Here is a 22,319-nt window from a genome sequence, read left to right as displayed (position 1 = left end):
TTTGATACTTGAAAGCTGTGACTAGAGATATTCGTTCACAACATCCTTCATTGCATCCCAGTTTTCTTCCATATCTGCAACGAGTTTAAATTGTGTACGTGCTCTTACTAAGTTGTGATCATCGTATGCAATTTTGAAATATGTATCCCCTTCAAGGTAATCCATCAAGAAGCGTATTCCACACTCAAGTGTCATCATTTTGGCACCTTCTGGGAATAACTCTATTTCTAGATCAGTCAGTGTTCCCTGACACCCTTCCAAATAACCTTTTACATACACACTGTATAATTCTAAGTCAAAGTTGACCTTCGAAAGATCTCTTTCGTCTTCAGCTCCTGTAGTAGCTCCAAAACGAATTGAATCTCCGAAATCATCCAGCGTAAATCCTGGCATGACTGTATCTAAGTCTACCACACATAACCCTTCACCAGTACGTGCGTCAATAAGAACGTTGTTTAATTTCGTATCATTATGGGTTACGCGAAGTGGTAATTTCCCTTCCTCGTGATAATCCCAAAGTAAGTTTGTAAATGCTTTACGTTCTAAAATAAAATTAATTTCATCTTGAACCAATTTAACACGATCTTTTTTATCAGCTTCAACAGCTTTGATAAAACTATCAAAACGTGTTGGCGTATGATGGAATTTAGGAATCGTATAATGTAGTTTCTCAACAGGAAAATCTGAAAGTTGATATTGGAAATTACCAAAGGCTAGTGCCGATTGATAAAAATCATCAGGATTCTTAACTAAGTTATAGGAAACTGCGTCATCAATAAAAATGTATGCACGCCAATACAATCCCAAACTATCTCGATAAAAGTTCTCCCCGGAAATTGTTTTGACGAGGGTTAACGTTTGACGATAGCGGTCGCCTCCTTGTGCTTCAATTTTATCACCTATAAATTCTGTGACCAATGCAATGTTTTCTTGAAGTTGTTCTGGAACTTTAAATATTTCATGATTAATTCTTTGGAGAATATAGTTTCCACCAGTGAATCTCACCAGATAGGTATCATTAATATGACCACTTCCATATTTGTCATAAGAACGAAGATCTCCTTTAAAATCAAAATTTTGAATGACTTCATCTATTTTTGTACTGTACATAATTCACCTCTCATTTATTTACACTCCTATTCTATCTACAATTGATAGCGTATACAACAATTATCTTGTCCACCACATGTGACTTCTTGTTATATTTTAATTTTCGTAATATAATGGCACCGGAGGGCATATTATGGAAACCACAACAAACATGCAAAAGTTAATAACTAAATTAAAATTACTTTACATCGAAAGCTCGTCTTACGATGCTGACTGGCATTCAACGTTACACTCACATCCGTTTACTGAATTGTTTTATGTTATTCGCGGTCGTGGATATTTTCAATTTAATGATAGTTCTACCTTTCCTGTAAAGGAGGATGATATGGTCATCATCAACCCAAATATCATTCATACAGAAGTTAGTGATCAAGAGAATCCTCTTGAGTATATTGTACTTGGAATTGATGGTGTTAAATTCTTTGCTGGAATTGAAAATGATTTGGGATTTTCTATCCATAACTACAGCCAATACAAACACGAAATCCTCTTTTATTTAAAGGCTATTTTAGCTGAACTTCAGCATCATAATGCGTATTCTGATCTTGTCATTGATAACCTTCTAAATATCTTAGTTATTAATGCTGTCAGAAGAACAGAAACACTCCTTGATGTGGGTGATGTAAGCGAAGAATTGAACAAGGATTGCGTCTTTCTCGAAAACTATCTTAATGTACATTTTAGAGAGCCAATCACACTTGATCATCTCGCAGATTTAACCTTTATGAATAAATACTATTTATCTCATATCTTTAAGGAACATTCTGGAATGGCACCGATAGATTTCGTCTTAAATAAGCGAATTATTGAGTCAAAAAAGCTTCTCGAAAACACTGACTTATCCATCTCTCAAATTGCAAGTATTGTAGGATTTTCAACATCTTCCTACTTCTCGCAATACTTCAAACGCGTACAAAATATTTCCCCATCTGACTATCGAAATTCGTTCGCTAATTAACTTAATATTCCATAATAAAAGGCTAAATCAAATAATGATTTAACCTTTTATTTTATATTAGGGTTTAAACTAATCACATTCCCATTTTCCGTCAACAAAATTGCAACTTTCGCCACTTTCATTCTCAGGATTTTTATTAATTAATCTACCTTCTTTATTTTTCTTTTCTTCAATATAATCTTGAAGTGTTTTGAGAAGGTAGTCTTCTGGAACAGCACCATTTATAAGGTATTTTCCATCAATCACAAGGCTTGGTACACTATTGATTCCGTAATTTTGACCAATTTTAAAATCTTCTCTTACCGCATTTAAAGATTCTTGGCTCTGATAGATCTCTTGCCATCTTTCATAATCTGTGACAAATGGTTTAGCCAAATCATTGATGATTGCCTCATCATTAATATTTAAATTATCAGTGAATAAGCCTTTTTGAAGCGCGTCGAACACATCCCAGTACTCTTTTTCACCACCAACCATACCTGCTGCTTTCACTGCACGTAACGGTTGCATGGACGTTGGAAATAGAAAAGATTCCTGTTTCATTCCATCGATATTAAATCGATGTTCCGTATCATTTTGATTTGCTTGTTCCCAATGACCCATAATAATATCTTTCGCGCCTTCATGCGAACCAAACATACGAGCTAGATCGTCAGGTGATTGAGCAAGTGCGAATGATCGATGTATCACTTCAATTTCAGGAATTTGTGAAACAATTCGTCTCATTCTAAACGACATTGGATAGCAGAAACTACAAATTACATCATGGAAAAATTCAATTTTTAATGTTGACATATTGGCTCCTTTTTATACCTTTTTCTATTGCATCATAGCATAGTCCAAATTTTTTTATACAAGTAACGCTTATTCAAACAAAAAACACATTGAAATTTTCTGAAATTTCAATGTGTTTTAAGGTATTATTTATTCGAATATTACAGTATTTGTTTCAGGATCTAATGATTTAATTTGTGCTTGGCAGTATAAATCATGACCTTCTTCAATTAATTTTTGGTATCCTGGTTGATAGTTTTTTGAGATACAAATCCCTGTTGCTACATGTGTTGCATTTACAGATGCTAGTAACAGCTCCACATTCTTCACGACACTACCTTGAGCTAAGAAGTCATCAATTAAGATTGCTCTCTTATTTTCAATTAGTTTTGTACGTGTTGTTAGGTAGTAAGCATTCTTCTTAGTATATGAATAACAAGCTTGTTGTGCAAATACTTCGTTATCTTTTTCAGTCTGATCTTTCTTAATCACAATTAGTGGTTTGTTGGCATAAAGGCTCGCGAACACACTTGGTGCAATTCCTGAACTCTCCACAGTTACAAATACATCAAAGTCATGATTTTTATAGTAGTCTGCAAAGTCTTTTCCGATTGCTTGCATTAATTCTACATCGACTTGCGCATTTAAGAATTGGCTTACATCAAGTATGTCTGATGTTGCAACGAAGCCACATTCCTTAATTTTATCTTCTAATAGTTTCATACAATCCCTCTCTCATTTTTATATCAAATTATACTACAAAGTCATCATGTATGCTATTGAAATCAAGGTAATAAAGTGCATTACGGGTGGAAGTTCCTTAATTCTTTTCGCAAAGAGCATACAAATCCAATAAGAAACAAATCCTAAAGTTAATCCCAGAGCAATTGATCCCGTCAGTGGCATCATTACAATCGTTAAGAAGGATGGAATGACGTACTCATATCCACTATGCCAATCGATGTTAGTAATGTTTTGCATCATGAAGATTCCGATTACAACCATTGCTGGTGTTGTTACGGCTGCAGTAACCAAAGACAATAATGGGTAAAAGAACATCGACAACAAGAATAAGACTCCTGTAGTTACCGCCATGAGCCCCGTACGCGCTCCATAGATGATTCCCGATACCGATTCAATATATGTTGATAAACTGGATGTCCCAAGAATACCTCCAAAGAAAGACCCTAGTGCATCCGCAACATAGATTTTTTTATTGCTTTCAAACTCTTCCTCACTTAGATGTGGAATTTGCGATGCAGCTGCAGATAACGTAGTTGCTGTTCCAAAAAAGTCTAAGAACAAGAATGTAAGAACAACAATCATTGCTTGTGGGTTCAAGAGATTTGGTAATTCTTTAACCGCAACAAAGAGTGTTTCATTTATCATTGCATTCCATGGAACCGTTGGGAATACTACCGGACTTCCTTGAGGAAGTTGAGGAAGCGTTGCTGCCGCTTCGGCAGATAGATGAATGACATCCATATTGTAACCAAAGCGAATAAGAAGTCCACAAACTGCAGCACCAATCATCCCATAAAAAACGGCATACTGATTTTTACGAACCAAGAAAAACGATGCTGTTAAGATTCCTACAAACGCAATAATTACATTAGGATTACCAAAGCCTCCAAAAGTAATAAACATACTTTCATTCGGTACAATAATTCCTGAGTTTTTAAAACTTACGAATGCAATAAATAGACCCAACCCAACATTACCTGCTTGCTTAATTGTCATTGGAATTGCTTTGATTACTTTGGCTCTAACACCACTGATAGCTAACAATACAAATAGCACTGATGATGCAAGCACTGATGCTAATGCAGTTTGCCATGGGATTCCCATTCCCAATACAACACTAAATGCAAAGAAAGCATTCATCGACATACATGGTGCTAACCCAAGTGGAATTTTCGCATAAAATCCCATAATAAACATTGCAATCGCAGATGAAATAATTGTTGCCATAAAGACAGCATCTTTAGGCATACCCGCTTGTCCCAATATAATCGGATTCACAAATATGACATAAGCCATTGATAGATACGCGGTTAATCCCCCGCAAGCTCTTTTTTAATCGTAGATCCTGACGCTTCAATACCAAAAAATCGATTTATTGATTCCTTCATTTTCTCTCCTCTTCAATCAATATATTAAAAAACTGCCATGTTTGGCAGAAAGAGAAAATAAAAAATATTTGCTAACGCAAAGTCCCTTTTGCCATAGTTCACATCTTTACGGGATGTAAGTAGAAACTTCCGGACCGTATTACCAGAAATATATGGAGTTTTTATGGTCAAATCTTACCATTTAAAGCGTTTTAAGTCAAACACCTTAGAGCAGCGATTGTGTAAAATAGGTGGGGGAATACAAAAAGCGATAACTCGCTTATAATGGTTTTACTACAAACTATTAGAAAGTGAGCTATCGCCATGACTATTTTACCACAATTTGAATTATCCAACACCTTAAAAAATTTATTTGTGTCTATCCAGGAATCAACGAATTACCTTTTAGAACCTACCAATCAAGAATTTACGATCCGTAATTACTCTCAGTTTATTGAACATACTTCAGAATGGCTTCGCATTGCTGCTTGTGACTATCTTGTTCAAAACTTTGAACTTCTTGATTTAAAATTTAAGAATTCCGCACTTCGTAAAAGAGATTACTATGTTCACCAAACACGTGAACGCACCCTTATTACTGTATTTGGAGTCGTGAAGTTTAAACGAACTATCTACAAAGATAAGACTACAGGAAAAACCTTTATCTATGTCGATCGCAAACTAGGTTTACCTAAATATGATCGCTATGACCCATGCGTAAAGTGCATGATTGTGGAGACTTTTGCGAATCAAAATTCAATGATTAAAGTCGGAGAGCAGATTGGTGACAGAATCTTTTCTTCTTTCTCAACGTCTCAGCATCGTGAACATTATCGTATATCAAGACAAACAGTTTATAATACCGTTAAACGTCCCTTGCCGTCACTGTCTGAACTTTGTGAGCCTAAGCCTACACCAAGTCACTTATACATCATGGCCGATGAAAAGTATGTTCATATGCAACGTAATGAATCTCAGTCTGTCATGGTCAAGTCAGCTGTAATTTTTGAAGGTATAAAAGGACCTCAGAAGCGCCGTCAATTGATTAATAAAATGGTTTATTCAGGAACTGAAAGTAATTTCTGGAATAGTGTATATGACCTCTTATCAATCACGTATGATATGGATAAAATCAAGAATATTACCATACTCGGAGATGGTGCTTTATGGATTAAGTCAGGAACTCGTGAATTTTCTCATAGTAGCTTTGCCCTTGATAAGTTTCACTTTAAACAAGCACTTAATCATATCACCACAGATAAACCTACAAAAGAAATCCTCGCCTCCAATATAATTAACGGAAATACTGAAACCTTTAATCAAATCATTCAAACCTTGATAGATGGTACAGAACAATCAAATCGTCAAAAAACAATAGAAGAAAAATGTAATTATATACTACGCAATACTCTTGCGATACAGTACAGCTACAACGGCTTGAAAATAGGTTGTAGTATGGAGTCAGCTATCAGTCATAATCTCGCTTCTATATACTCAAATAGACCTAAGGGATACTGCAAAGAAAATTTAAATGCTTATCTTAATCTAAGAAACTTATTCCTTAACCATATCGATATTAGAAACTTATATTTAGATTCAATAGATCCTAAAAGTATAAAACAAAAAGAAGCCAAATATGACTTCTCGATGTTCGAACAACGAAATGCTTACGATAAATCCTCGAGTTCAAGATGGCTTAAGGCACATATCAGCAGAAATTAAAGAAACCATTATTTTCCCCCACTTATTTGACACTAACAGAGCAGCAAAAGAGCGCATAAACTGCGCTCTTTTTTAATCTATTATGGGCAGAACTGTTCGAATGGTCGTTCCTTGATTTTTTAGCCGAATAACAAGTTTTGAATACTCTGAGTTATCGTAGGCTGTGTTCTTCAAATGACCCGAATACAATTCTATTTCACCGAAACTATAATTTCCGTTCATGAGTAACTCATTTCTCAAATTGAGAGTATGAACCAATTTCACGCGACCATCTTTCAGACGTGAATTTTCTTCGATATTCTTATCAATTAAAATATATTCAGGTTCCGTTTTTACAGTATCGAGGTTTAAACTGTTGATAAGCTTTACAGTATTAACATAACGATCATCAATCACAATCTGTTGCGGTGTAGGATGTTCAAGTTTGTTCACTTGATAATTTCCATACTCATCAATATACCGAACAAAATCCATAGTATAGATAATGTTATATTTTATTTGCGTTCCATTATCATATCTATCCTGAGGCGCCATTTCTGTCAAATCTTTACGATACGCTTCGATGAATTGATCTTTATAGTTCATTAAATCCTGTGACTCCGTAAATACATCATTATAAGCAAAAATCGATACCATGTCATTTAAAAATATTGGTTGAGATTGCATTGCCACATCCAGATCACCAAGGATGAATCGCAAGCGTGTGTAAATGTCTTCCGGTATGAAATAATTACGATTAACTTTTTCTCCCTCTTTCATATAATACGTAATATCCAACATACTTCCAGATTTTAGATTGTCATTTTGACCATTAATTTCTATGTCTTGAATCACATCACGGTGGAATTTAATGATTTCATCAATCGTTTGGGGATTTGTAATACGAATATAGGGATATATCTCAAACACTGTAAAAGGATCGTATTCTTGACCCAGTGCTGCAACTATCGATACATGCGATACATTACTAGTTTTAGGTAAATCATCACTGAAGCCCATCCCTTTTGTAAAGAATACGAGCGAGCATACTACTAAGGTAATAACACTGATAACTGTATAAGTTACGAAGAAATCCTGAAATTTTCCAATTTTTCGATTCTGAATCATAAACAAAATGAAGTATAGTACGAGACCTATGAGAAGTGGTAAAAGTAACACCTTCCAATCTAAAAAGTTCTGGAACTGTTCTTGAACACCCATTTTAAACATTGTTAGATAAACAAGTACCATAGCTGTAATCGAGATGCTCACTACTTGTTTAAAACGATTATTCGTATATTTGTTTCGTTCGTAAAAAGTTGTTCGCTTCTCAAATTTTTTACCTAAATAATTCGTAAATAGTATATTTATAATAAACCAATAGGAGGCAAAAAACTCTACGCCATAGCGATGAACACCTGATTCGTTAACATATGCTCCTGCCGCAATAGGAGAAATTAAACCCAGAACTTCACTTTGTCTAAATACAGAAAATCCTGGAACCATTGCGAGAAATAAAAGCGATATTGCATCATAAATTAAAAAAGGTGTAACCAAAATAAGTAATGTATAAAAAATTGACTCGAAAACACTTCCCGTATTTACAACAACCCAGTTTGTAATAAGAATAACTGAGTAGAGTATGATTGAAACTACTAATAATCGAGATAATGCACCTGGAACAGACCCCAAACCAAACATCATAGTGTTAGTAAACAGGACTATTGTATATGAGATAACAGCCGGCAATACAAGTAACATAAAACATGCTGCAGCATGAGTCACAAATGCTGTTTTGCCAATTGTCATATCATTAGCTTCTTCTGAACTTTTCAAAAAGCTTTTAACAACATAAATCGTTCCAAGAGCGATTATAAATCCGCTGACTTCGATAAAGTCAATAATAGGATTATAGAACATTTTCGGATTATAACCTGCAGGAATGGATTTAACAGGTCCAAAGTAGATTGTGATTGCCAGTACTATTAATGGTAGAAACCAATTTTTCTTGATAATACTCTTATATTCATTTTTATTAATTGGATGAATAATTTTAAAATTTTTCATAGATAAACCCTCACCACTCCATTATAACATAACGAATAATTGTATAATCATCCTCATTTGTTGCATAAAAAAAGGGTTCTTTAAAATCTGGTGTTGGTGAGATATTTATCTCATCAACACTTTTTTATTTTAGATAATAAAAAAAGACATAGATAAGTAAATCCTCTATACTAAAGTCACCACAACCAGAGAAAGGGATCCATCATCTATGTCCAATCAAAATAATACACGAATTTTACTTAATATTAAAGACAAATCCATACATTTTTCAGATGAAAGTGTTCAACAAGAAGTCATAAAAGGAGTTTTATCTCACGTTGTATACGCTACACACTCTCCGGATCATCCCGATTATTGCACAAAATGTGGTTGCATTAATCAAGATAACTCTATTATTAAAAACGGAACTAAGTCTGTCACAATTAAACTTCCAAAGTGTTCTAATTTCACAACCTACTTAAAACTTAAAAAACAACGCTATTACTGCAAGATGTGTTCGCATACATTTATCTCTCAAACAAACCTAGTTGATAAAAACTGCTCCATATCCAAGAACACCTATCATAAAGTACTTTTAGAAATTAAGACAAAACGTTCTGTTTGGGATATATCAAAGAGTAATAATATCTCTCACACTACCATTAACTCTTGGATCACAAATATCAATTCAAAGTTTATTCAACCTCACAATTCCTTGCCCAAGAACCTATCCTTCGATGAGTTTAAGTCAGTTAAAGAGGTTAAGGGTAAGATGTCATTTATTTTTACAGACGCTGATACAGGTAAGATACTGGATATCCTTACGCATCGTCATATTGGTTTCCTCAAGTCTTATTTCTTTTCATTCCCTCTTGAAGTTAGAAAACAAGTAGAGACTGTTTCTATGGATATGTTTAAAGGATATATCGACCTCGTAAAGTCCTGTTTCCCTAACGCTAAAATAATTACCGATAGATTCCATGTCGTTCAGCTTATTAATCGATCATTCAACTCTGTAAGGACGCAAGTTATGAAAGAGAATAAACAATACTACTCTAAATTGAAGAAGTATTGGAAACTCTTAATGATGACTCAAGATGATTTAGATGACAAAGAATATAAGCACTTTAAGTGTTTCCCTCATCTTATGACTGAACAACAGGTCGTCGATGAACTCTTGAGATCTTCAAAAGAACTCGAAGAGTGTTATTGGTTAATGCAGCGAATACGGCTCTCTATCAATAACAGGCAAATAGACTATTTCGAAGACTTAATATCCAAGAATTACAAACATCTACCCAAGACGATTCAAACCACAATCAATACATTCAACTATCATAAAACATCGATACTTAATGCACTTACTTATGAATACTCAAACGGAAAATTAGAAGGTACTAATAACTTAATAAAAGTAATTAAGAGAATTGCATTCGGGTATCGATCATTCACAAATTTTAGAGCGAGAGTTTTACTTATAAGCAACACAATGTTACCATTACAATTATAAAAAGCTCCACCACAAATTAATGTGATGGAGCCGTGACTCTAAATCAATATTGGAGTTCACCAACACTAGATTTTCAAGAGCCAAAAAAAGCTGTCAGGAAACTGACAGCTATAAAATTTATTTTTTAATGTTGAAGAATGTAGCAGCTCCTGAGTATTTAGCAGCGCTTCCTAATTCATCTTCAATTCTGATTAATTGGTTGTATTTAGCAATACGGTCTGTACGGCTCATTGAACCAGTTTTGATTTGACCAGCATTGAATGCTACAGCGATATCAGCGATTGTTGTATCTTCTGATTCACCTGAACGGTGTGAAACTACTGAAGTATACCCAGCACGTTTAGCCATTTCCATAGCGTCAAATGTTTCTGTTAATGTACCAATTTGGTTAACTTTAATAAGGATTGAGTTACCAATTCCTTTTTCGATTCCTTCTTTAAGGATTGTAGGGTTTGTAACGAATAAGTCATCACCAACGATTTGGCAACGATCTCCGATACGGTCTGTTAGACGTTTCCATCCATCCCAGTCACGTTCTCCTAATCCGTCTTCAATTGAAACGATTGGGTATTTTTCTAAGAATCCTTCGTACATGTCGATCATTTGGTCTGATGTTAATTCAGCTCCACCTGATTTGCTTAATACGTAAGTTCCTTTTTCTACATCGTAGAATTCTGAAGCAGCAACGTCCATTGCAAGAACGATATCTTTTCCTGGAACGTATCCAGCTTTTTCGATAGCTTCAACGATAACTTGTAATGGTTCTTCGTTTGATCCTAGGTTAGGAGCAAATCCACCTTCATCACCAACAGCTGTAACATGTCCTTTTGCTTTTAATACTGATTTTAAAGCGTGGAATGTTTCTGCACCCATACGGATAGCTTCTTTAATTGAAGTTGCGCTGATTGGCATGATCATGAATTCTTGGAAATCAACTGATGAGTCAGCGTGTGATCCACCATTGATAACGTTCATCATTGGAACAGGAAGTTCTTTTCCATTGAATCCGCCTAAGTATTTGTATAGTGGCATTCCGTAGAAGTCAGCAGCAGCGATTGCAGCAGCCATAGAAACACCTAAGATTGCGTTAGCACCAAGTTTTGATTTGTCTGATGTACCGTCTAATTCGATCATTGTTTGGTCGATTAAGTTTTGGTCTGTTACATCAAATCCGATAAGGTGGTCAGCGATGATATCGTTAACGTTTTCAACAGCTTTTAAAACACCTTTTCCGTCGTAACGGCTCTTATCGCCATCACGTAATTCTAAAGCTTCACGTTCACCTGTTGAAGCTCCTGAAGGAACGATTGCACGTCCGAAAGCACCTGAATCTGTGCTAAGTTCAACTTCGATAGTTGGATTTCCACGTGAGTCTAAAACTTCACGAGCATAAATATCAATAATAAATGGCATTTTTAAATGTCCTCCTTTTATAACCTATTTAATTGCATCAATGATTGCTTTGAATGAGTCAACTTCTAATGAAGCGCCACCAATCAATGCACCATCAATGTCTTCTTGTGACATGTATTCTTCGATGTTATCTGGTTTAACAGATCCACCGTATTGAATACGTACTGCATCAGCAACATCGTTTCCGAAGATATTACGAACTTCGTCACGCACTAATGCACATGTGTTTTGTGCAATTTCAACAGTTGCACTCTTACCTGTTCCGATTGCCCAAACTGGTTCATAAGCGATAACGATGTTTTTTACGTCTTCGCCGTTTAATCCTGTTAAGCATCCTGATACTTGTGTACGAACTACTGATTCAGTATTACCTGCTTCAAATTCGTCAAGTGTTTCACCAACACAAACGATTGGTGTGATTCCGTTTTCGATTGTGACAACAGCTTTCTTGTTGATGTCAGCATCCGTTTCGTTAAAGTATTGACGACGTTCTGAGTGTCCTAAAACAACCCATTTGACACCGATTTCTTTTAACATTTCAACTGAAACTTCACCAGTATATGCGCCGTTAGGTGCCCAGTGTACGTTTTCAGCAGCTACATTCATTTTTGATGCAGCATTCACTGATGTTGCAAGAGCTGTAAAAGGTACAGCAACTCCAAAGTCAGCTTTATCTGTTACGAATGCTTCAACACCGTCAAAGAAGACTTGTGCTTGAGCATTTGTTTTATTCATTTTCCAGTTACCGAAGATAATTGGTTTTCTCATAATTATTTATCCTGAATTGCAGCAATACCTGGCAATTCTTTTCCTTCCATAAATTCTAAGCTTGCACCACCACCTGTTGAAATGTGTGTGATTTGGTCTTTAAATCCTAGTTGGATTGCAGCTGCAGCAGAGTCACCACCACCGATAACGCTTAATACGTCAGGGAGTTCAGTGATTGCTTCACAGATTGATAATGTTCCCTTAGCGAATGCTTCAAATTCAAACACTCCCATTGGTCCATTCCATACAACTGTTTTTGCGCCTTGTAATTCATTTTTGAAAAGTTCGATTGATTTAGGTCCAATGTCAAGTCCCATCATATCTGCTGGAATAGCATCTGCACTCACTACAACTGGAGTTGCATCAGGTGCAAATTCTTTAGCTACGACAGTATCCACAGGCAAGATAAGTTTATCTCCTGCTTTTTCCATGATTGCTTTCGCAACATCAATACGATCCATTTCTACGAGTGATGTCCCGATTTCACGTCCCATTGCTTTATAGAATGTATATGCCATTCCACCACCAACGATAACTTTATCAGCAACATCTAATAAGTTTTCAATAACACTGATTTTATCACTAACTTTAGCACCACCAAGAATAGCCACGAATGGACGTTTTGGTGAGTAGATAGCTTCTGTTAAGAATTTAACTTCTTTTTCAACAAGGAATCCCAATGCTGAAGGAAGATGTTTTGCAATTCCGACAGTTGAAGCGTGAGCACGGTGGACTGATCCAAATGCATCACTAACGAATAGATCACCTAAACTTGCCCAGTATTCAGCAAGGTTGTCATCATTTTTACTTTCGCCAACTTCATAACGTGTATTTTGCATTAAGACAATATTTCCATCCTCTAATGATGAAATAGCATCTTCAAGCGCTTTTCCACGAGTAACTGGAACAAAGGTTACCTTTGATTCCGGTAATAACTCTTGTAGACGTACTGCTACAGGAGCTAAATCGTTTTTAGCTTTGTCTGCTTCTGTTTTTTCTGCATCCTTATGGTTTACTTTCCCCAAGTGCGACATAAGAATAACTTTTGCATTATGTTCTACCAAATATTTGATTGTTGGTAGAGCTCCATTGATTCTGTTGTCATCTGTAATAACGCCATCTTTTAGTGGAACGTTAAAGTCAACACGTACAATGACACGTTTACCAGCAACATCAAGATCACTGACAGTTCTTTTTGTCATAATTGCCTCCTTATTTACCTCCCACATTATAGCAAATAAACATTTGATAAACAATTAAATATCAGTGAGATGTCCGTGATTTCACATAGAGTTTACCGAAACTTAAAAAACAACTCATGTAACCCTTTTCATTTGTTAAAGGATTCACTTTTCTCATAAAGAGAACTGTAAATAAGTAAGTATCCGTCAATTTCATATTTTTTAGTTAATCTTAAAATTGAGGAAATTTTAAAAATGCAACCAAATACCCATTATGATTTCGAGGATGATAATCGAGAAAGAAAAATATTATCTCGAACCCACTCTTATTTAAGGAATTCGTTGATTATGAAGATACAAAGTTCTGTGAAACACATGCTGCTCATGGACCAATACGAATCTATCTATAAACTACTCCTCAATCTCGAATGAGACAGTCATTTTCATGCGTATACTAATTCAAGACAAGTGTTTGATGACTATTCAGCATAAATACAAGTTATTTCAATCATTGTCGCAATAAAAAAGAAACTGTAATGAACCAGTTTCTCTCTCAGTATTTATAACTTTATTAGAGTATTTCAAAATACTCGGGCCAGCGATATTCTCGAATTGGCATCGGGCGGTAATTATCAAAATACAAAACCAATGCTGGCTTAATACCATTCCAATCGTCTACAATTTCAAAATGTGTAAGATGACCTGTCGCAATTAATTCTTTTGCACGTGCATGATAATTAAAATATGCCATTATTGAACCATAAATCCAGCTTGCATGATGGCTTGTTTTGCTGTGTATACAGAATCATTTGATCCTTCTACCGTAACGCTTGATGATATGACACTCACTGTATATTTTAAACGAGTTTCATCGAGAGTTTCCGAAATACGTTGTGCTTTTTCTTCACTGTCCAATCCTTTGACAAATATAATATGTCGCATTCTATCACATCCTTAATTCTTATATCAATTATATCAAGATAGATTTTAAAAGTACATGAATACTCTCATGAATGTTAGTGTCAAATAAGTGGGGGAAAATAATGGTTTCTTTAATTTCTGCTGATATGTGCCTTAAGCCATCTTGAACTCGAGGATTTATCGTAAGCATTTCGTTGTTCGAACATCGAGAAGTCATATTTGGCTTCTTTTTGTTTTATACTTTTAGGATCTATTGAATCTAAATATAAGTTTCTAATATCGATATGGTTAAGGAATAAGTTTCTTAGATTAAGATAAGCATTTAAATTTTCTTTGCAGTATCCCTTAGGTCTATTTGAGTATATAGAAGCGAGATTATGACTGATAGCTGACTCCATACTACAACCTATTTTCAAGCCGTTGTAGCTGTACTGTATCGCAAGAGTATTGCGTAGTATATAATTACATTTTTCTTCTATTGTTTTTTGACGATTTGATTGTTCTGTACCATCTATCAAGGTTTGAATGATTTGATTAAAGGTTTCAGTATTTCCGTTAATTATATTGGAGGCGAGGATTTCTTTTGTAGGTTTATCTGTGGTGATATGATTAAGTGCTTGTTTAAAGTGAAACTTATCAAGGGCAAAGCTACTATGAGAAAATTCACGAGTTCCTGACTTAATCCATAAAGCACCATCTCCGAGTATGGTAATATTCTTGATTTTATCCATATCATACGTGATTGATAAGAGGTCATATACACTATTCCAGAAATTACTTTCAGTTCCTGAATAAACCATTTTATTAATCAATTGACGGCGCTTCTGAGGTCCTTTTATACCTTCAAAAATTACAGCTGACTTGACCATGACAGACTGAGATTCATTACGTTGCATATGAACATACTTTTCATCGGCCATGATGTATAAGTGACTTGGTGTAGGCTTAGGCTCACAAAGTTCAGACAGTGACGGCAAGGGACGTTTAACGGTATTATAAACTGTTTGTCTTGATATACGATAATGTTCACGATGCTGAGACGTTGAGAAAGAAGAAAAGATTCTGTCACCAATCTGCTCTCCGACTTTAATCATTGAATTTTGATTCGCAAAAGTCTCCACAATCATGCACTTTACGCATGGGTCATAGCGATCATATTTAGGTAAACCTAGTTTGCGATCGACATAGATAAAGGTTTTTCCTGTAGTCTTATCTTTGTAGATAGTTCGTTTAAACTTCACGACTCCAAATACAGTAATAAGGGTGCGTTCACGTGTTTGGTGAACATAGTAATCTCTTTTACGAAGTGCGGAATTCTTAAATTTTAAATCAAGAAGTTCAAAGTTTTGAACAAGATAGTCACAAGCAGCAATGCGAAGCCATTCTGAAGTATGTTCAATAAACTGAGAGTAATTACGGATCGTAAATTCTTGATTGGTAGGTTCTAAAAGGTAATTCGTTGATTCCTGGATAGACACAAATAAATTTTTTAAGGTGTTGGATAATTCAAATTGTGGTAAAATAGTCATGGCGATAGCTCACTTTCTAATAGTTTGTAGTAAAACCATTATAAGCGAGTTATCGCTTTTTGTATTCCCCCACCTATTTTACACAATCCTCATGAATGGTTTGATTGACAAATCATCATATAAACTGTATAATGCATAAGTTAAGTAATATTTCTTATGTGATTCTGTCATATAATATAGAAACTTACTCTAGACAGGAGGAAATCACATGGAATCAGGAAAAGTTAAATTTTTTAATGCAGAAAAAGGTTTTGGATTTATCATCAATGACTCAAACAATGAGGAACTATTTGTTCACTTCTCAGGAATTGTTTCAGAAGGTTACAAAACTTTAAACGAAGGACAAGTTGTTACTTTCGATATCGAAATGGGACAACGTGGACCACAAGCTATCAACGTTAAAGGCTTATAATAATCGCTCTCAAAGCACACTAATGAGCGACATGGATAAAGAGATGGATTCCTCCATCTCTTTTTTTATTTCTTAATTTTAAATCGACGTAATCGTAATGCATTGGTTACAACCGATACTGAACTGAGTGCCATTGCCGCTCCAGCAATCATTGGATCCAAGAGTGGTCCATTGAAGAGAACCTTGAATAGGCCTGCCGCAAATGGAATTCCAACAGCGTTGTAGGCAAATGCCCAGAATAGATTTTGACGAATATTACGCATCGTAGCCTGACTTAAAGAAAGTGCATTGACTACATCAGTAATATCATCTTTCATTAAGACAACTTTTGCAGATTCAATCGCTACATCGGTACCCGTTCCAACTGCGACACCAACATTTGACTGAACCAATGCAATCGCATCGTTGATTCCATCACCAACCATCATCACTGACTTACCTTGATCTTGTAGGTCTTTGATATGATTTGCTTTATCTTCTGGAAGCACTTCCGCAAAGATATGTGTAATTCCAATTTGACCAGCAATTGCTTGTGCAGTTTCACGGTGGTCACCAGTCATCATCACAACGTCAATATTCATATCTTGAAGCATCGATACAGTTCGAATTGCTTCTTTTTTAATTGTATCAGCAACTGCAATGATCCCAACGATATTATTACCAAGTGCAACAATCATCGCTGTTTTACCTTCTTGAGCTAATTGGTGTATATCTTGTTCGTAACCAGCTGTCGAAATATTATTTTCAACCATCAGTTTCTCATTACCAATAAGAACTCTTTTTGTTCCGAGATATCCTACGACACCCCGTCCCACTAACGCTTCAAAATCTGTTGCAGTTTCAAATGAATCATGGTACTTACGAGCTTCTTCAACGATTGCTGCAGCAAGTGGATGTTCAGAAGCACTTTCTACTGCACCAACAATTGCCATTAATGCTGAGACATCACCTTTAGTTTTCACATCGGTAACAACCGGTGTTCCATAAGTTAATGTTCCAGTTTTATCAAATACAACCGTATCTACATGAGATGCTTCCTCAAGTGCTTCAGCAGATTTAATGAAGATTCCATTTTCAGCACCCACTCCAGTACCAACCATAATTGCTGTCGGTGTTGCTAATCCCAATGAACAAGGACATGCAATAACTAAAACAGTAACAAAGATTGTAAGACTGAGTTCAAGATCTTTTGTAAAGAAGAACCATAGTAAGGCTGAGACAATTGCAATGACGATAACTACCGGTACAAAGACACCTGATACTTTATCAGCGACTTTTGCAATTGGAGCCTTTTCATTTTGAGCATTTTCAACGAGTTTGACGATTTGAGCAAGCTTTGTATCCTCGTTAGCGACAGTCGCCTGGATAATAATACGTCCATTAGTATTCATGGTTCCCATGATAACATCGTCATCGATTGCTTTATCAACTGGCATACTTTCACCAGTAATCATTGATTCATCAATACTTGTATGCCCTTCAATAATGACACCATCCATTGGAATTGAAGATCCAGGTTTTACAACCAAACGATCTCCAACCGTAATTTCATCAGAATCAATTTCAATTTCTTCACCGTCACGAAGCAAAATTGCTTTTTTAGGCTTAAGATTTAAAAGAGCTTTGATAGCAGATGAAGTTTTCGATTTACTGCTTGTTTCCATATATTTACCCAAACTAATAAGGGCCAAGATAACAACTGCGGATTCAAAATATAGATGATGAACAAAATCTAAGTTACCATTCATGATTTGAATGAAACCATAAACACTATATACTAAAGCCGAACCTGTACCAATGGCTACTAATGAGTCCATGTTTGGGTGACCTTTGAATAATGTTTTAAAACCACGTTTGAAATATCCTAAGTTTAGAATTACTACAGGTACTGTCAAGATGATTTGAACAATACTATACATCAAAGGATGATCATGAATACTCATGAAAGAAGGTAACGGTAGCGTTACTCCTGGAATCATTTGTCCCATAGTAATATATAGAATCAACCCTCCTAAGATAAGGCTAATTGTAAGATTTCGCTTCTCTTTTTTTTGCTTTTTAATGGCTGTTTCATCAACTGCAAACATATCGCGTTCGATTTGTTTAGCACCATATCCTTGACCTTCAATTGTCTCAATAATATCAACAAGCTTAACTTTTGACGGATTGTAGGTTATGAGTGCATGTTCAGACATTAAATTCACGACTGCTTTATCAATACCTGACAGTCCTTGAAGTGCACCTTCAATATTCGCAACACATGAGGAACAGGTCATGTCTGTTATCTTTAATTCAACTTCTTTTAATACTGTTTTTTCCGCTACACCATAACCACTGTCTTCGACTGCTTTTCTAATGGTTTCATCTGTCACGGTGTCATTCATAACAACATGAGCTTGTTCTGTCATCAAGTTTACATCAACGTGATCAACACCCTCTAATCCAGCAATTGCTTTCTCGACATGTGTTTGGCATGAAGCACATGTCATCCCTGTAATATCATATGTCTTATCTTTCATACTGCACCTCTATTCTTTTAAAGCATAACCACTGTTTGCAACAGCTTCCTTAACTTCCATTGCAACATCTTCATTTTCTACGTTTAAGATTGCTTGTTTTGAATCAACATCAATTGAAACAACTTCAGCACCTTCAACTGCTTCAATTGCCTTTTCAACGCGTGCTTTACAGTGATTACATGTCATTCCTTCTACTAAATATTGTTTTTCCATATGTTACTCCTTCTTTCGTTTACATTTGTAGTTTATCATGCTTTTCTATCTCTGACAAGATGTTTGCATTTCTTATTTAATTTTTTTGAGGTATACTGATACCAGGTGATAAAAATGAGAGAATATAGTTTAGAAGTAGGCTTACAAGAAGATATCGAATATGTGGATGAGCAACTCTCCAACTTCAATGAATCGATTAAACCTTATGAGCAAGATGAAGAGTTCCACCCATTTCAATATATAATGAAAAATGAGTCCGATGAGATCATAGCAGGTATCTCCGCTTATGCAGTCATGTGGAAAATTCTTTATGTTGATGTGCTTTGGGTTCATGAATCCTATCGCAAGCAAGGGATCGGTTCTGCATTATTAGCTCAAGTTGAGCAAGATGCGAAAGAATTTGGATGTAAGGTCGGACATCTTGATAGTTTTGATTTTCAAGGAAAAGAGTTTTATGAAAAACAAGGTTATCAAATCTTTGGAACACTTGAAGATGCTCCTGAAGGACACACAGAATATTTCTTTTCAAAGAAACTCTAAAAACAAAACACGTCTGAGACGTGTTTTTTTATTCGCCAACAGTAAATCGTTGACCTTTATATTTCTGGTTTTTTATTTCATCAACCATTGCAATTGCATAATCAGCATAGCTAATACGACTTTCACCCGCATCGTTGACAAGAAGTTGATTGCCTCCGAGACGGTAATGTCCCAGACGATCTCCTTCAAAGTCAAAGAATGCTGAAGGACTTAAATAGGTCCAATTAACATCAGTCACTGTTTTCAGATAATCGAAAGCTTCGTACATTGCAACAGCAAGAGGTTTGTAATCACTTGGAAAGTCTGGCGTATCCATTAAACGAATTGTTTCATCGTTATCAACAAATAGACTTCCTGCACCTCCCACAACCATAAGGCGTGTATCAAGTCCTTCTAAAATTGAAATGAGATGTTTTGTCGACTCAAGATGATTTTTCAAGGTTGCTTCCGTAAAGAATCCGAGTGCGTTGATAACGACATCATAATCTAAAATATCGTTTTGGGTTAAATTAAAAACATCTTTAACTAAAATATGTTTTGCATTTCCCTGATAAGTATCTTTATTTCTAACAACTGCGGTTGGTTCATATCCTTGATGGATTAGTTCATCAACAATAAACCCTCCCGATTTTCCATTTGCTCCTAATACTGCAATTTTCATAAATGTGTTACCTCCTATGTTAAATATAGACCTCTTTCACCACTATTTTCCAGTATGGTGATTTTTTATTATAATTTTCCCTCGTGTACGCGTGTTCCTTTTAAGTGCGCATGAACGTTTCAAAAAACAAAAAAATATTTGAGTCATAAGGGTTGACAAATATCGTCTACAAATGTAGACTGTGATTGTAAAAAGAAAACGGAGGCTCAACATGGAAAATATAATCCAAGTGCATAACCTAGTTAAAGAGTATAAGAAAAAGAATGGTGATCCTTTCATCGCTGTTAACGGCATCTCATTTGATGTACGTCGTGGGGAAATATTTAGTTTCCTAGGACCTAACGGTGCTGGAAAGTCGACAACAATCAGTATGTTAACGACTCAGAAGGAAATTACAAGCGGATCAGTAACAATTGATGGTAAGGATCTTGAAAAGTACGCGATTGAAGCTCGTGAAAAAATTGGTATCGTAGCGCAACACAACAATCTCGATCGCGGATTAACAGCTCGAGAGAATCTTATTTTCCACGCTTTATATTTCGGAATGTCAAAACACGAAGCCAACAAAAGAGCAGATTTCTTACTTGATAAATTTGGTCTCACAGATTGGGAAAATGAATATGTTCGTTCATTCTCTGGAGGAATGGCTCAACGTTTAAAAATTGCGCGAGCAATGGTTCATCGTCCAGAAATACTTTTCCTTGATGAACCAACAACCGGTCTTGATCCAGCCTATCGTGAAATCTTATGGGAACAAATGTTGGAATTAAACAAAGAAGGAACTACCGTATTCCTCACAACCCATTACATGGAAGAACCAGAAAGATTCTCAGACATAATTGCTATCTTCAGTCATGGCAAAATCCAAGCAATTGGTACATCCGATGAATTAAAGAAACGTGTTCCTGGAAAACACGTTGCAAATGTTAAGTTTGAAACAATCAGTTCTGAACAAGAACATTTACTTCAAAATCTTAATATTGTGGAATCACTGTCAAAAACTGAAAACGACCAATTTACTTTATATCTAAAAGATGGTGATAATCCGACTGAATCTCTTCTAAGCTGGATTAGAGAAACTAATTTAAAGATTGAGACATTTAATTTAAGTGGTATTAGCCTTGACGATGTCTTCGTATATCTCACAACGGAAGGAGCAACACAATAATGAACAACAAGAAACAAATCATCAAAACAATGATCAAACGGGACCTGCTGATTCAAGCTCGTGATAAATATGAGTTTATCTTCCGTGTCGCGATGCTACCCTTTATTTTAATTGTAATTTACGGTTATGTACTTCCTAAGATTGGAATCGTATCTGCAGATTTTCCTAAATATATGTTCCCTGGAATGGTTGGAATGAGTTTACTCTTAACAGGAATTCACGGAACTGCAGTACCGCTATCCATGGATTTTAATAACTCAAGAGAAATTGAAGATCGTCTTCAAGCGCCAATTGACACTAAATATATTGCGATATCAAAAATGATCGTTGGAATGATTGAATCATGGATTGGTGCTTTAATTGTTTTACCTATTTCACTTATCTTTATGAATGAGTATCTATCATTCTCATTATCAACGAATCAAATACTCATGCTCATTGGGATTCTTATTCTTGCTTCGATTACTTCCGCAACCTTAGGACTACTGGTTGGTACAATCGTTAAGCCAATGCAAATTGCTGCAATGTTCCCAGGTTTCTTAATGCCCCTTGTTTTTACAGGCGCTATCTTCTTTACTTGGAATGCATTGTCACCCCTACCGATATTCAAAGCGTTGGTATTAATCAATCCACTCGTTTATATTAATGAAGCCCTCAGAACAATTATCTATCCTACTGTAACTTCGATGCCTCTACTAATAAGTATCACTGGTATGGTTGGTTTCACCATTCTTATGGGAGTCGTTGGTTTTAAACGCTTTATGAATCTTGCAAAAAATTAGGC

General features: G+C 35.6%; 21 protein-coding genes and 1 riboswitch. Of the genes, 7 read left to right on the top strand and 14 right to left on the bottom strand.

The genetic code is table 11. The annotated features are described in order from the left end of the window. Positions 1–21: 21 nt before the first annotated feature. Positions 22–1,110 (bottom strand): phosphotransferase enzyme family protein, encoded by a 1,089-nt coding sequence (locus tag H9L01_RS04800; RefSeq protein ID WP_187534873.1) that lies wholly within the window; start codon positions 1,108–1,110, stop codon positions 22–24. A 133-nt stretch (positions 1,111–1,243) separates the two neighbouring features. Between H9L01_RS04800 and H9L01_RS04795 the strand changes: the two genes are divergently transcribed. Continuing rightward, on the top strand, positions 1,244–2,068 hold the full coding sequence (locus H9L01_RS04795; RefSeq protein ID WP_187534872.1) for a helix-turn-helix transcriptional regulator: 825 nt from the start codon (positions 1,244–1,246) through the stop codon (positions 2,066–2,068). Positions 2,069–2,137: 69 nt separating this feature from the next. Here H9L01_RS04795 and H9L01_RS04790 read toward each other — a convergent pair whose 3' ends face one another. The 3 genes from H9L01_RS04790 to H9L01_RS04780 all read right to left on the bottom strand — a co-directional run bounded on the left by H9L01_RS04790 (position 2,138) and on the right by H9L01_RS04780 (position 4,882). Then, complete coding sequence (locus tag H9L01_RS04790; RefSeq protein WP_187534871.1) at positions 2,138–2,863, bottom strand: DsbA family oxidoreductase; 726 nt, start codon at positions 2,861–2,863, stop codon at positions 2,138–2,140. A gap of 129 nt (positions 2,864–2,992) precedes the next feature. Next, complete coding sequence (locus tag H9L01_RS04785) at positions 2,993–3,565, bottom strand: phosphoribosyltransferase family protein (protein WP_187534870.1); 573 nt, start codon at positions 3,563–3,565, stop codon at positions 2,993–2,995. Between the two features lie 33 nt (positions 3,566–3,598). Beyond that, positions 3,599–4,882: an NCS2 family permease gene (locus tag H9L01_RS04780; protein WP_246449177.1), complete on the bottom strand. Its 1,284-nt coding sequence runs from the start codon at positions 4,880–4,882 to the stop codon at positions 3,599–3,601. A gap of 166 nt (positions 4,883–5,048) precedes the next feature. Beyond that, positions 5,049–5,150, bottom strand: a riboswitch (purine riboswitch). Positions 5,151–5,277: 127 nt separating this feature from the next. Between H9L01_RS04780 and H9L01_RS04775 the strand changes: the two genes are divergently transcribed. Continuing rightward, the gene (locus H9L01_RS04775) at positions 5,278–6,675 is read left to right on the top strand and encodes a UPF0236 family transposase-like protein (protein ID WP_187533310.1); all 1,398 of its coding nucleotides are present in this window, start codon (positions 5,278–5,280) and stop codon (positions 6,673–6,675) included. Positions 6,676–6,747: 72 nt separating this feature from the next. On the opposite strand, the gene H9L01_RS04770 is transcribed toward H9L01_RS04775, so the two are convergent. Continuing rightward, positions 6,748–8,721: a hypothetical protein gene (locus tag H9L01_RS04770; protein ID WP_187534869.1), complete on the bottom strand. Its 1,974-nt coding sequence runs from the start codon at positions 8,719–8,721 to the stop codon at positions 6,748–6,750. 208 nt (positions 8,722–8,929) lie between these two features. Between H9L01_RS04770 and H9L01_RS04765 the strand changes: the two genes are divergently transcribed. Then, entirely contained in the window at positions 8,930–10,210 is a 1,281-nt protein-coding gene (locus tag H9L01_RS04765) for an ISL3 family transposase (protein ID WP_187533253.1), read from the top strand. Positions 10,211–10,327: 117 nt separating this feature from the next. On the opposite strand, the gene eno is transcribed toward H9L01_RS04765, so the two are convergent. The 6 genes from eno to H9L01_RS04735 all read right to left on the bottom strand — a co-directional run bounded on the left by eno (position 10,328) and on the right by H9L01_RS04735 (position 16,022). Beyond that, positions 10,328–11,623 (bottom strand): phosphopyruvate hydratase, encoded by a 1,296-nt coding sequence (gene eno, locus H9L01_RS04760; RefSeq protein WP_187534868.1) that lies wholly within the window; start codon positions 11,621–11,623, stop codon positions 10,328–10,330. A 24-nt stretch (positions 11,624–11,647) separates the two neighbouring features. Further along, a complete protein-coding gene (gene tpiA, locus H9L01_RS04755) occupies positions 11,648–12,391 on the bottom strand; it encodes a triose-phosphate isomerase (protein WP_187534867.1) in 744 nt (247 codons plus the stop codon). 2 nt (positions 12,392–12,393) lie between these two features. Then, a complete protein-coding gene (locus H9L01_RS04750; RefSeq protein ID WP_187534866.1) occupies positions 12,394–13,593 on the bottom strand; it encodes a phosphoglycerate kinase in 1,200 nt (399 codons plus the stop codon). A 550-nt stretch (positions 13,594–14,143) separates the two neighbouring features. Continuing rightward, a complete protein-coding gene (locus tag H9L01_RS04745; protein ID WP_187534865.1) occupies positions 14,144–14,323 on the bottom strand; it encodes a thermostable hemolysin delta-VPH in 180 nt (59 codons plus the stop codon). Beyond that, positions 14,323–14,514, bottom strand: coding sequence for a copper chaperone (locus tag H9L01_RS04740; RefSeq protein ID WP_187534864.1), 192 nt, complete (start codon positions 14,512–14,514; stop codon positions 14,323–14,325). The genes H9L01_RS04745 and H9L01_RS04740 overlap by 1 nt, the downstream gene beginning before the upstream one ends. Before the next feature lie 110 nt (positions 14,515–14,624). Then, the gene (locus H9L01_RS04735) at positions 14,625–16,022 is read right to left on the bottom strand and encodes a UPF0236 family transposase-like protein (protein WP_187533310.1); all 1,398 of its coding nucleotides are present in this window, start codon (positions 16,020–16,022) and stop codon (positions 14,625–14,627) included. A gap of 208 nt (positions 16,023–16,230) precedes the next feature. Here H9L01_RS04735 and H9L01_RS04730 point away from each other — a divergent pair, with 208 nt between their 5' ends. Beyond that, positions 16,231–16,434, top strand: a complete 204-nt coding sequence (locus H9L01_RS04730) for a cold-shock protein (protein WP_187534863.1) — start codon at positions 16,231–16,233, stop codon at positions 16,432–16,434. Between the two features lie 65 nt (positions 16,435–16,499). Here the strand turns inward: H9L01_RS04730 and H9L01_RS04725 are convergent, their stop codons facing one another. Both H9L01_RS04725 and H9L01_RS04720 read right to left on the bottom strand, forming a co-directional pair. Beyond that, positions 16,500–18,953, bottom strand: coding sequence for a heavy metal translocating P-type ATPase (locus H9L01_RS04725; protein ID WP_187534862.1), 2,454 nt, complete (start codon positions 18,951–18,953; stop codon positions 16,500–16,502). Between the two features lie 9 nt (positions 18,954–18,962). Beyond that, positions 18,963–19,166 carry a heavy-metal-associated domain-containing protein gene (locus H9L01_RS04720; RefSeq protein ID WP_187534861.1) on the bottom strand — a complete coding sequence of 68 codons (204 nt, stop codon included), beginning with the start codon at positions 19,164–19,166 and terminating at the stop codon, positions 18,963–18,965. A gap of 114 nt (positions 19,167–19,280) precedes the next feature. On the opposite strand from H9L01_RS04720, the gene H9L01_RS04715 reads away from it, so the two are divergent. Further along, a complete protein-coding gene (locus H9L01_RS04715; RefSeq protein WP_187534860.1) occupies positions 19,281–19,706 on the top strand; it encodes a GNAT family N-acetyltransferase in 426 nt (141 codons plus the stop codon). A gap of 28 nt (positions 19,707–19,734) precedes the next feature. Here H9L01_RS04715 and H9L01_RS04710 read toward each other — a convergent pair whose 3' ends face one another. Then, the gene (locus tag H9L01_RS04710) at positions 19,735–20,367 is read right to left on the bottom strand and encodes an NAD(P)-dependent oxidoreductase (protein WP_187534859.1); all 633 of its coding nucleotides are present in this window, start codon (positions 20,365–20,367) and stop codon (positions 19,735–19,737) included. Between the two features lie 211 nt (positions 20,368–20,578). Here H9L01_RS04710 and H9L01_RS04705 point away from each other — a divergent pair, with 211 nt between their 5' ends. Both H9L01_RS04705 and H9L01_RS04700 read left to right on the top strand, forming a co-directional pair. Beyond that, positions 20,579–21,535, top strand: a complete 957-nt coding sequence (locus H9L01_RS04705; RefSeq protein ID WP_187534858.1) for an ABC transporter ATP-binding protein — start codon at positions 20,579–20,581, stop codon at positions 21,533–21,535. Next, a complete protein-coding gene (locus tag H9L01_RS04700; RefSeq protein WP_187534857.1) occupies positions 21,535–22,317 on the top strand; it encodes an ABC transporter permease in 783 nt (260 codons plus the stop codon). Before H9L01_RS04705 ends, H9L01_RS04700 begins: the two co-directional genes overlap by 1 nt. Positions 22,318–22,319 lie beyond the last annotated feature (2 nt).

This window comes from Erysipelothrix inopinata, assembly GCF_014396165.1.
GTDB lineage: Bacteria > Bacillota_I > Bacilli_A > Erysipelotrichales > Erysipelotrichaceae > Erysipelothrix > Erysipelothrix inopinata.
The sequence above is the reverse complement of the archived record's forward strand: the minus strand, read 5'-3'. Positions and strand labels throughout refer to the sequence as shown.

Excerpts from the sequence above, each read along its gene's own strand:
- H9L01_RS04800 (WP_187534873.1), bottom strand. The coding sequence starts at position 1,110 with ATGTACAGTACAAAAATAGATGAAGTCATTCAAAATTTTGATTTTAAA.
- H9L01_RS04795 (WP_187534872.1), top strand. The coding sequence starts at position 1,244 with ATGGAAACCACAACAAACATGCAAAAGTTAATAACTAAATTAAAATTA.
- H9L01_RS04790 (WP_187534871.1), bottom strand. The coding sequence starts at position 2,863 with ATGTCAACATTAAAAATTGAATTTTTCCATGATGTAATTTGTAGTTTC.
- H9L01_RS04785 (WP_187534870.1), bottom strand. The coding sequence starts at position 3,565 with ATGAAACTATTAGAAGATAAAATTAAGGAATGTGGCTTCGTTGCAACA.
- H9L01_RS04780 (WP_246449177.1), bottom strand. The coding sequence starts at position 4,882 with ATGGCTTATGTCATATTTGTGAATCCGATTATATTGGGACAAGCGGGT.
- H9L01_RS04775 (WP_187533310.1), top strand. The coding sequence starts at position 5,278 with ATGACTATTTTACCACAATTTGAATTATCCAACACCTTAAAAAATTTA.
- H9L01_RS04770 (WP_187534869.1), bottom strand. The coding sequence starts at position 8,721 with ATGAAAAATTTTAAAATTATTCATCCAATTAATAAAAATGAATATAAG.
- H9L01_RS04765 (WP_187533253.1), top strand. The coding sequence starts at position 8,930 with ATGTCCAATCAAAATAATACACGAATTTTACTTAATATTAAAGACAAA.
- eno (WP_187534868.1), bottom strand. The coding sequence starts at position 11,623 with ATGCCATTTATTATTGATATTTATGCTCGTGAAGTTTTAGACTCACGT.
- tpiA (WP_187534867.1), bottom strand. The coding sequence starts at position 12,391 with ATGAGAAAACCAATTATCTTCGGTAACTGGAAAATGAATAAAACAAAT.
- H9L01_RS04750 (WP_187534866.1), bottom strand. The coding sequence starts at position 13,593 with ATGACAAAAAGAACTGTCAGTGATCTTGATGTTGCTGGTAAACGTGTC.
- H9L01_RS04745 (WP_187534865.1), bottom strand. The coding sequence starts at position 14,323 with ATGGCATATTTTAATTATCATGCACGTGCAAAAGAATTAATTGCGACA.
- H9L01_RS04740 (WP_187534864.1), bottom strand. The coding sequence starts at position 14,514 with ATGCGACATATTATATTTGTCAAAGGATTGGACAGTGAAGAAAAAGCA.
- H9L01_RS04735 (WP_187533310.1), bottom strand. The coding sequence starts at position 16,022 with ATGACTATTTTACCACAATTTGAATTATCCAACACCTTAAAAAATTTA.
- H9L01_RS04730 (WP_187534863.1), top strand. The coding sequence starts at position 16,231 with ATGGAATCAGGAAAAGTTAAATTTTTTAATGCAGAAAAAGGTTTTGGA.
- H9L01_RS04725 (WP_187534862.1), bottom strand. The coding sequence starts at position 18,953 with ATGAAAGATAAGACATATGATATTACAGGGATGACATGTGCTTCATGC.
- H9L01_RS04720 (WP_187534861.1), bottom strand. The coding sequence starts at position 19,166 with ATGGAAAAACAATATTTAGTAGAAGGAATGACATGTAATCACTGTAAA.
- H9L01_RS04715 (WP_187534860.1), top strand. The coding sequence starts at position 19,281 with ATGAGAGAATATAGTTTAGAAGTAGGCTTACAAGAAGATATCGAATAT.
- H9L01_RS04710 (WP_187534859.1), bottom strand. The coding sequence starts at position 20,367 with ATGAAAATTGCAGTATTAGGAGCAAATGGAAAATCGGGAGGGTTTATT.
- H9L01_RS04705 (WP_187534858.1), top strand. The coding sequence starts at position 20,579 with ATGGAAAATATAATCCAAGTGCATAACCTAGTTAAAGAGTATAAGAAA.
- H9L01_RS04700 (WP_187534857.1), top strand. The coding sequence starts at position 21,535 with ATGAACAACAAGAAACAAATCATCAAAACAATGATCAAACGGGACCTG.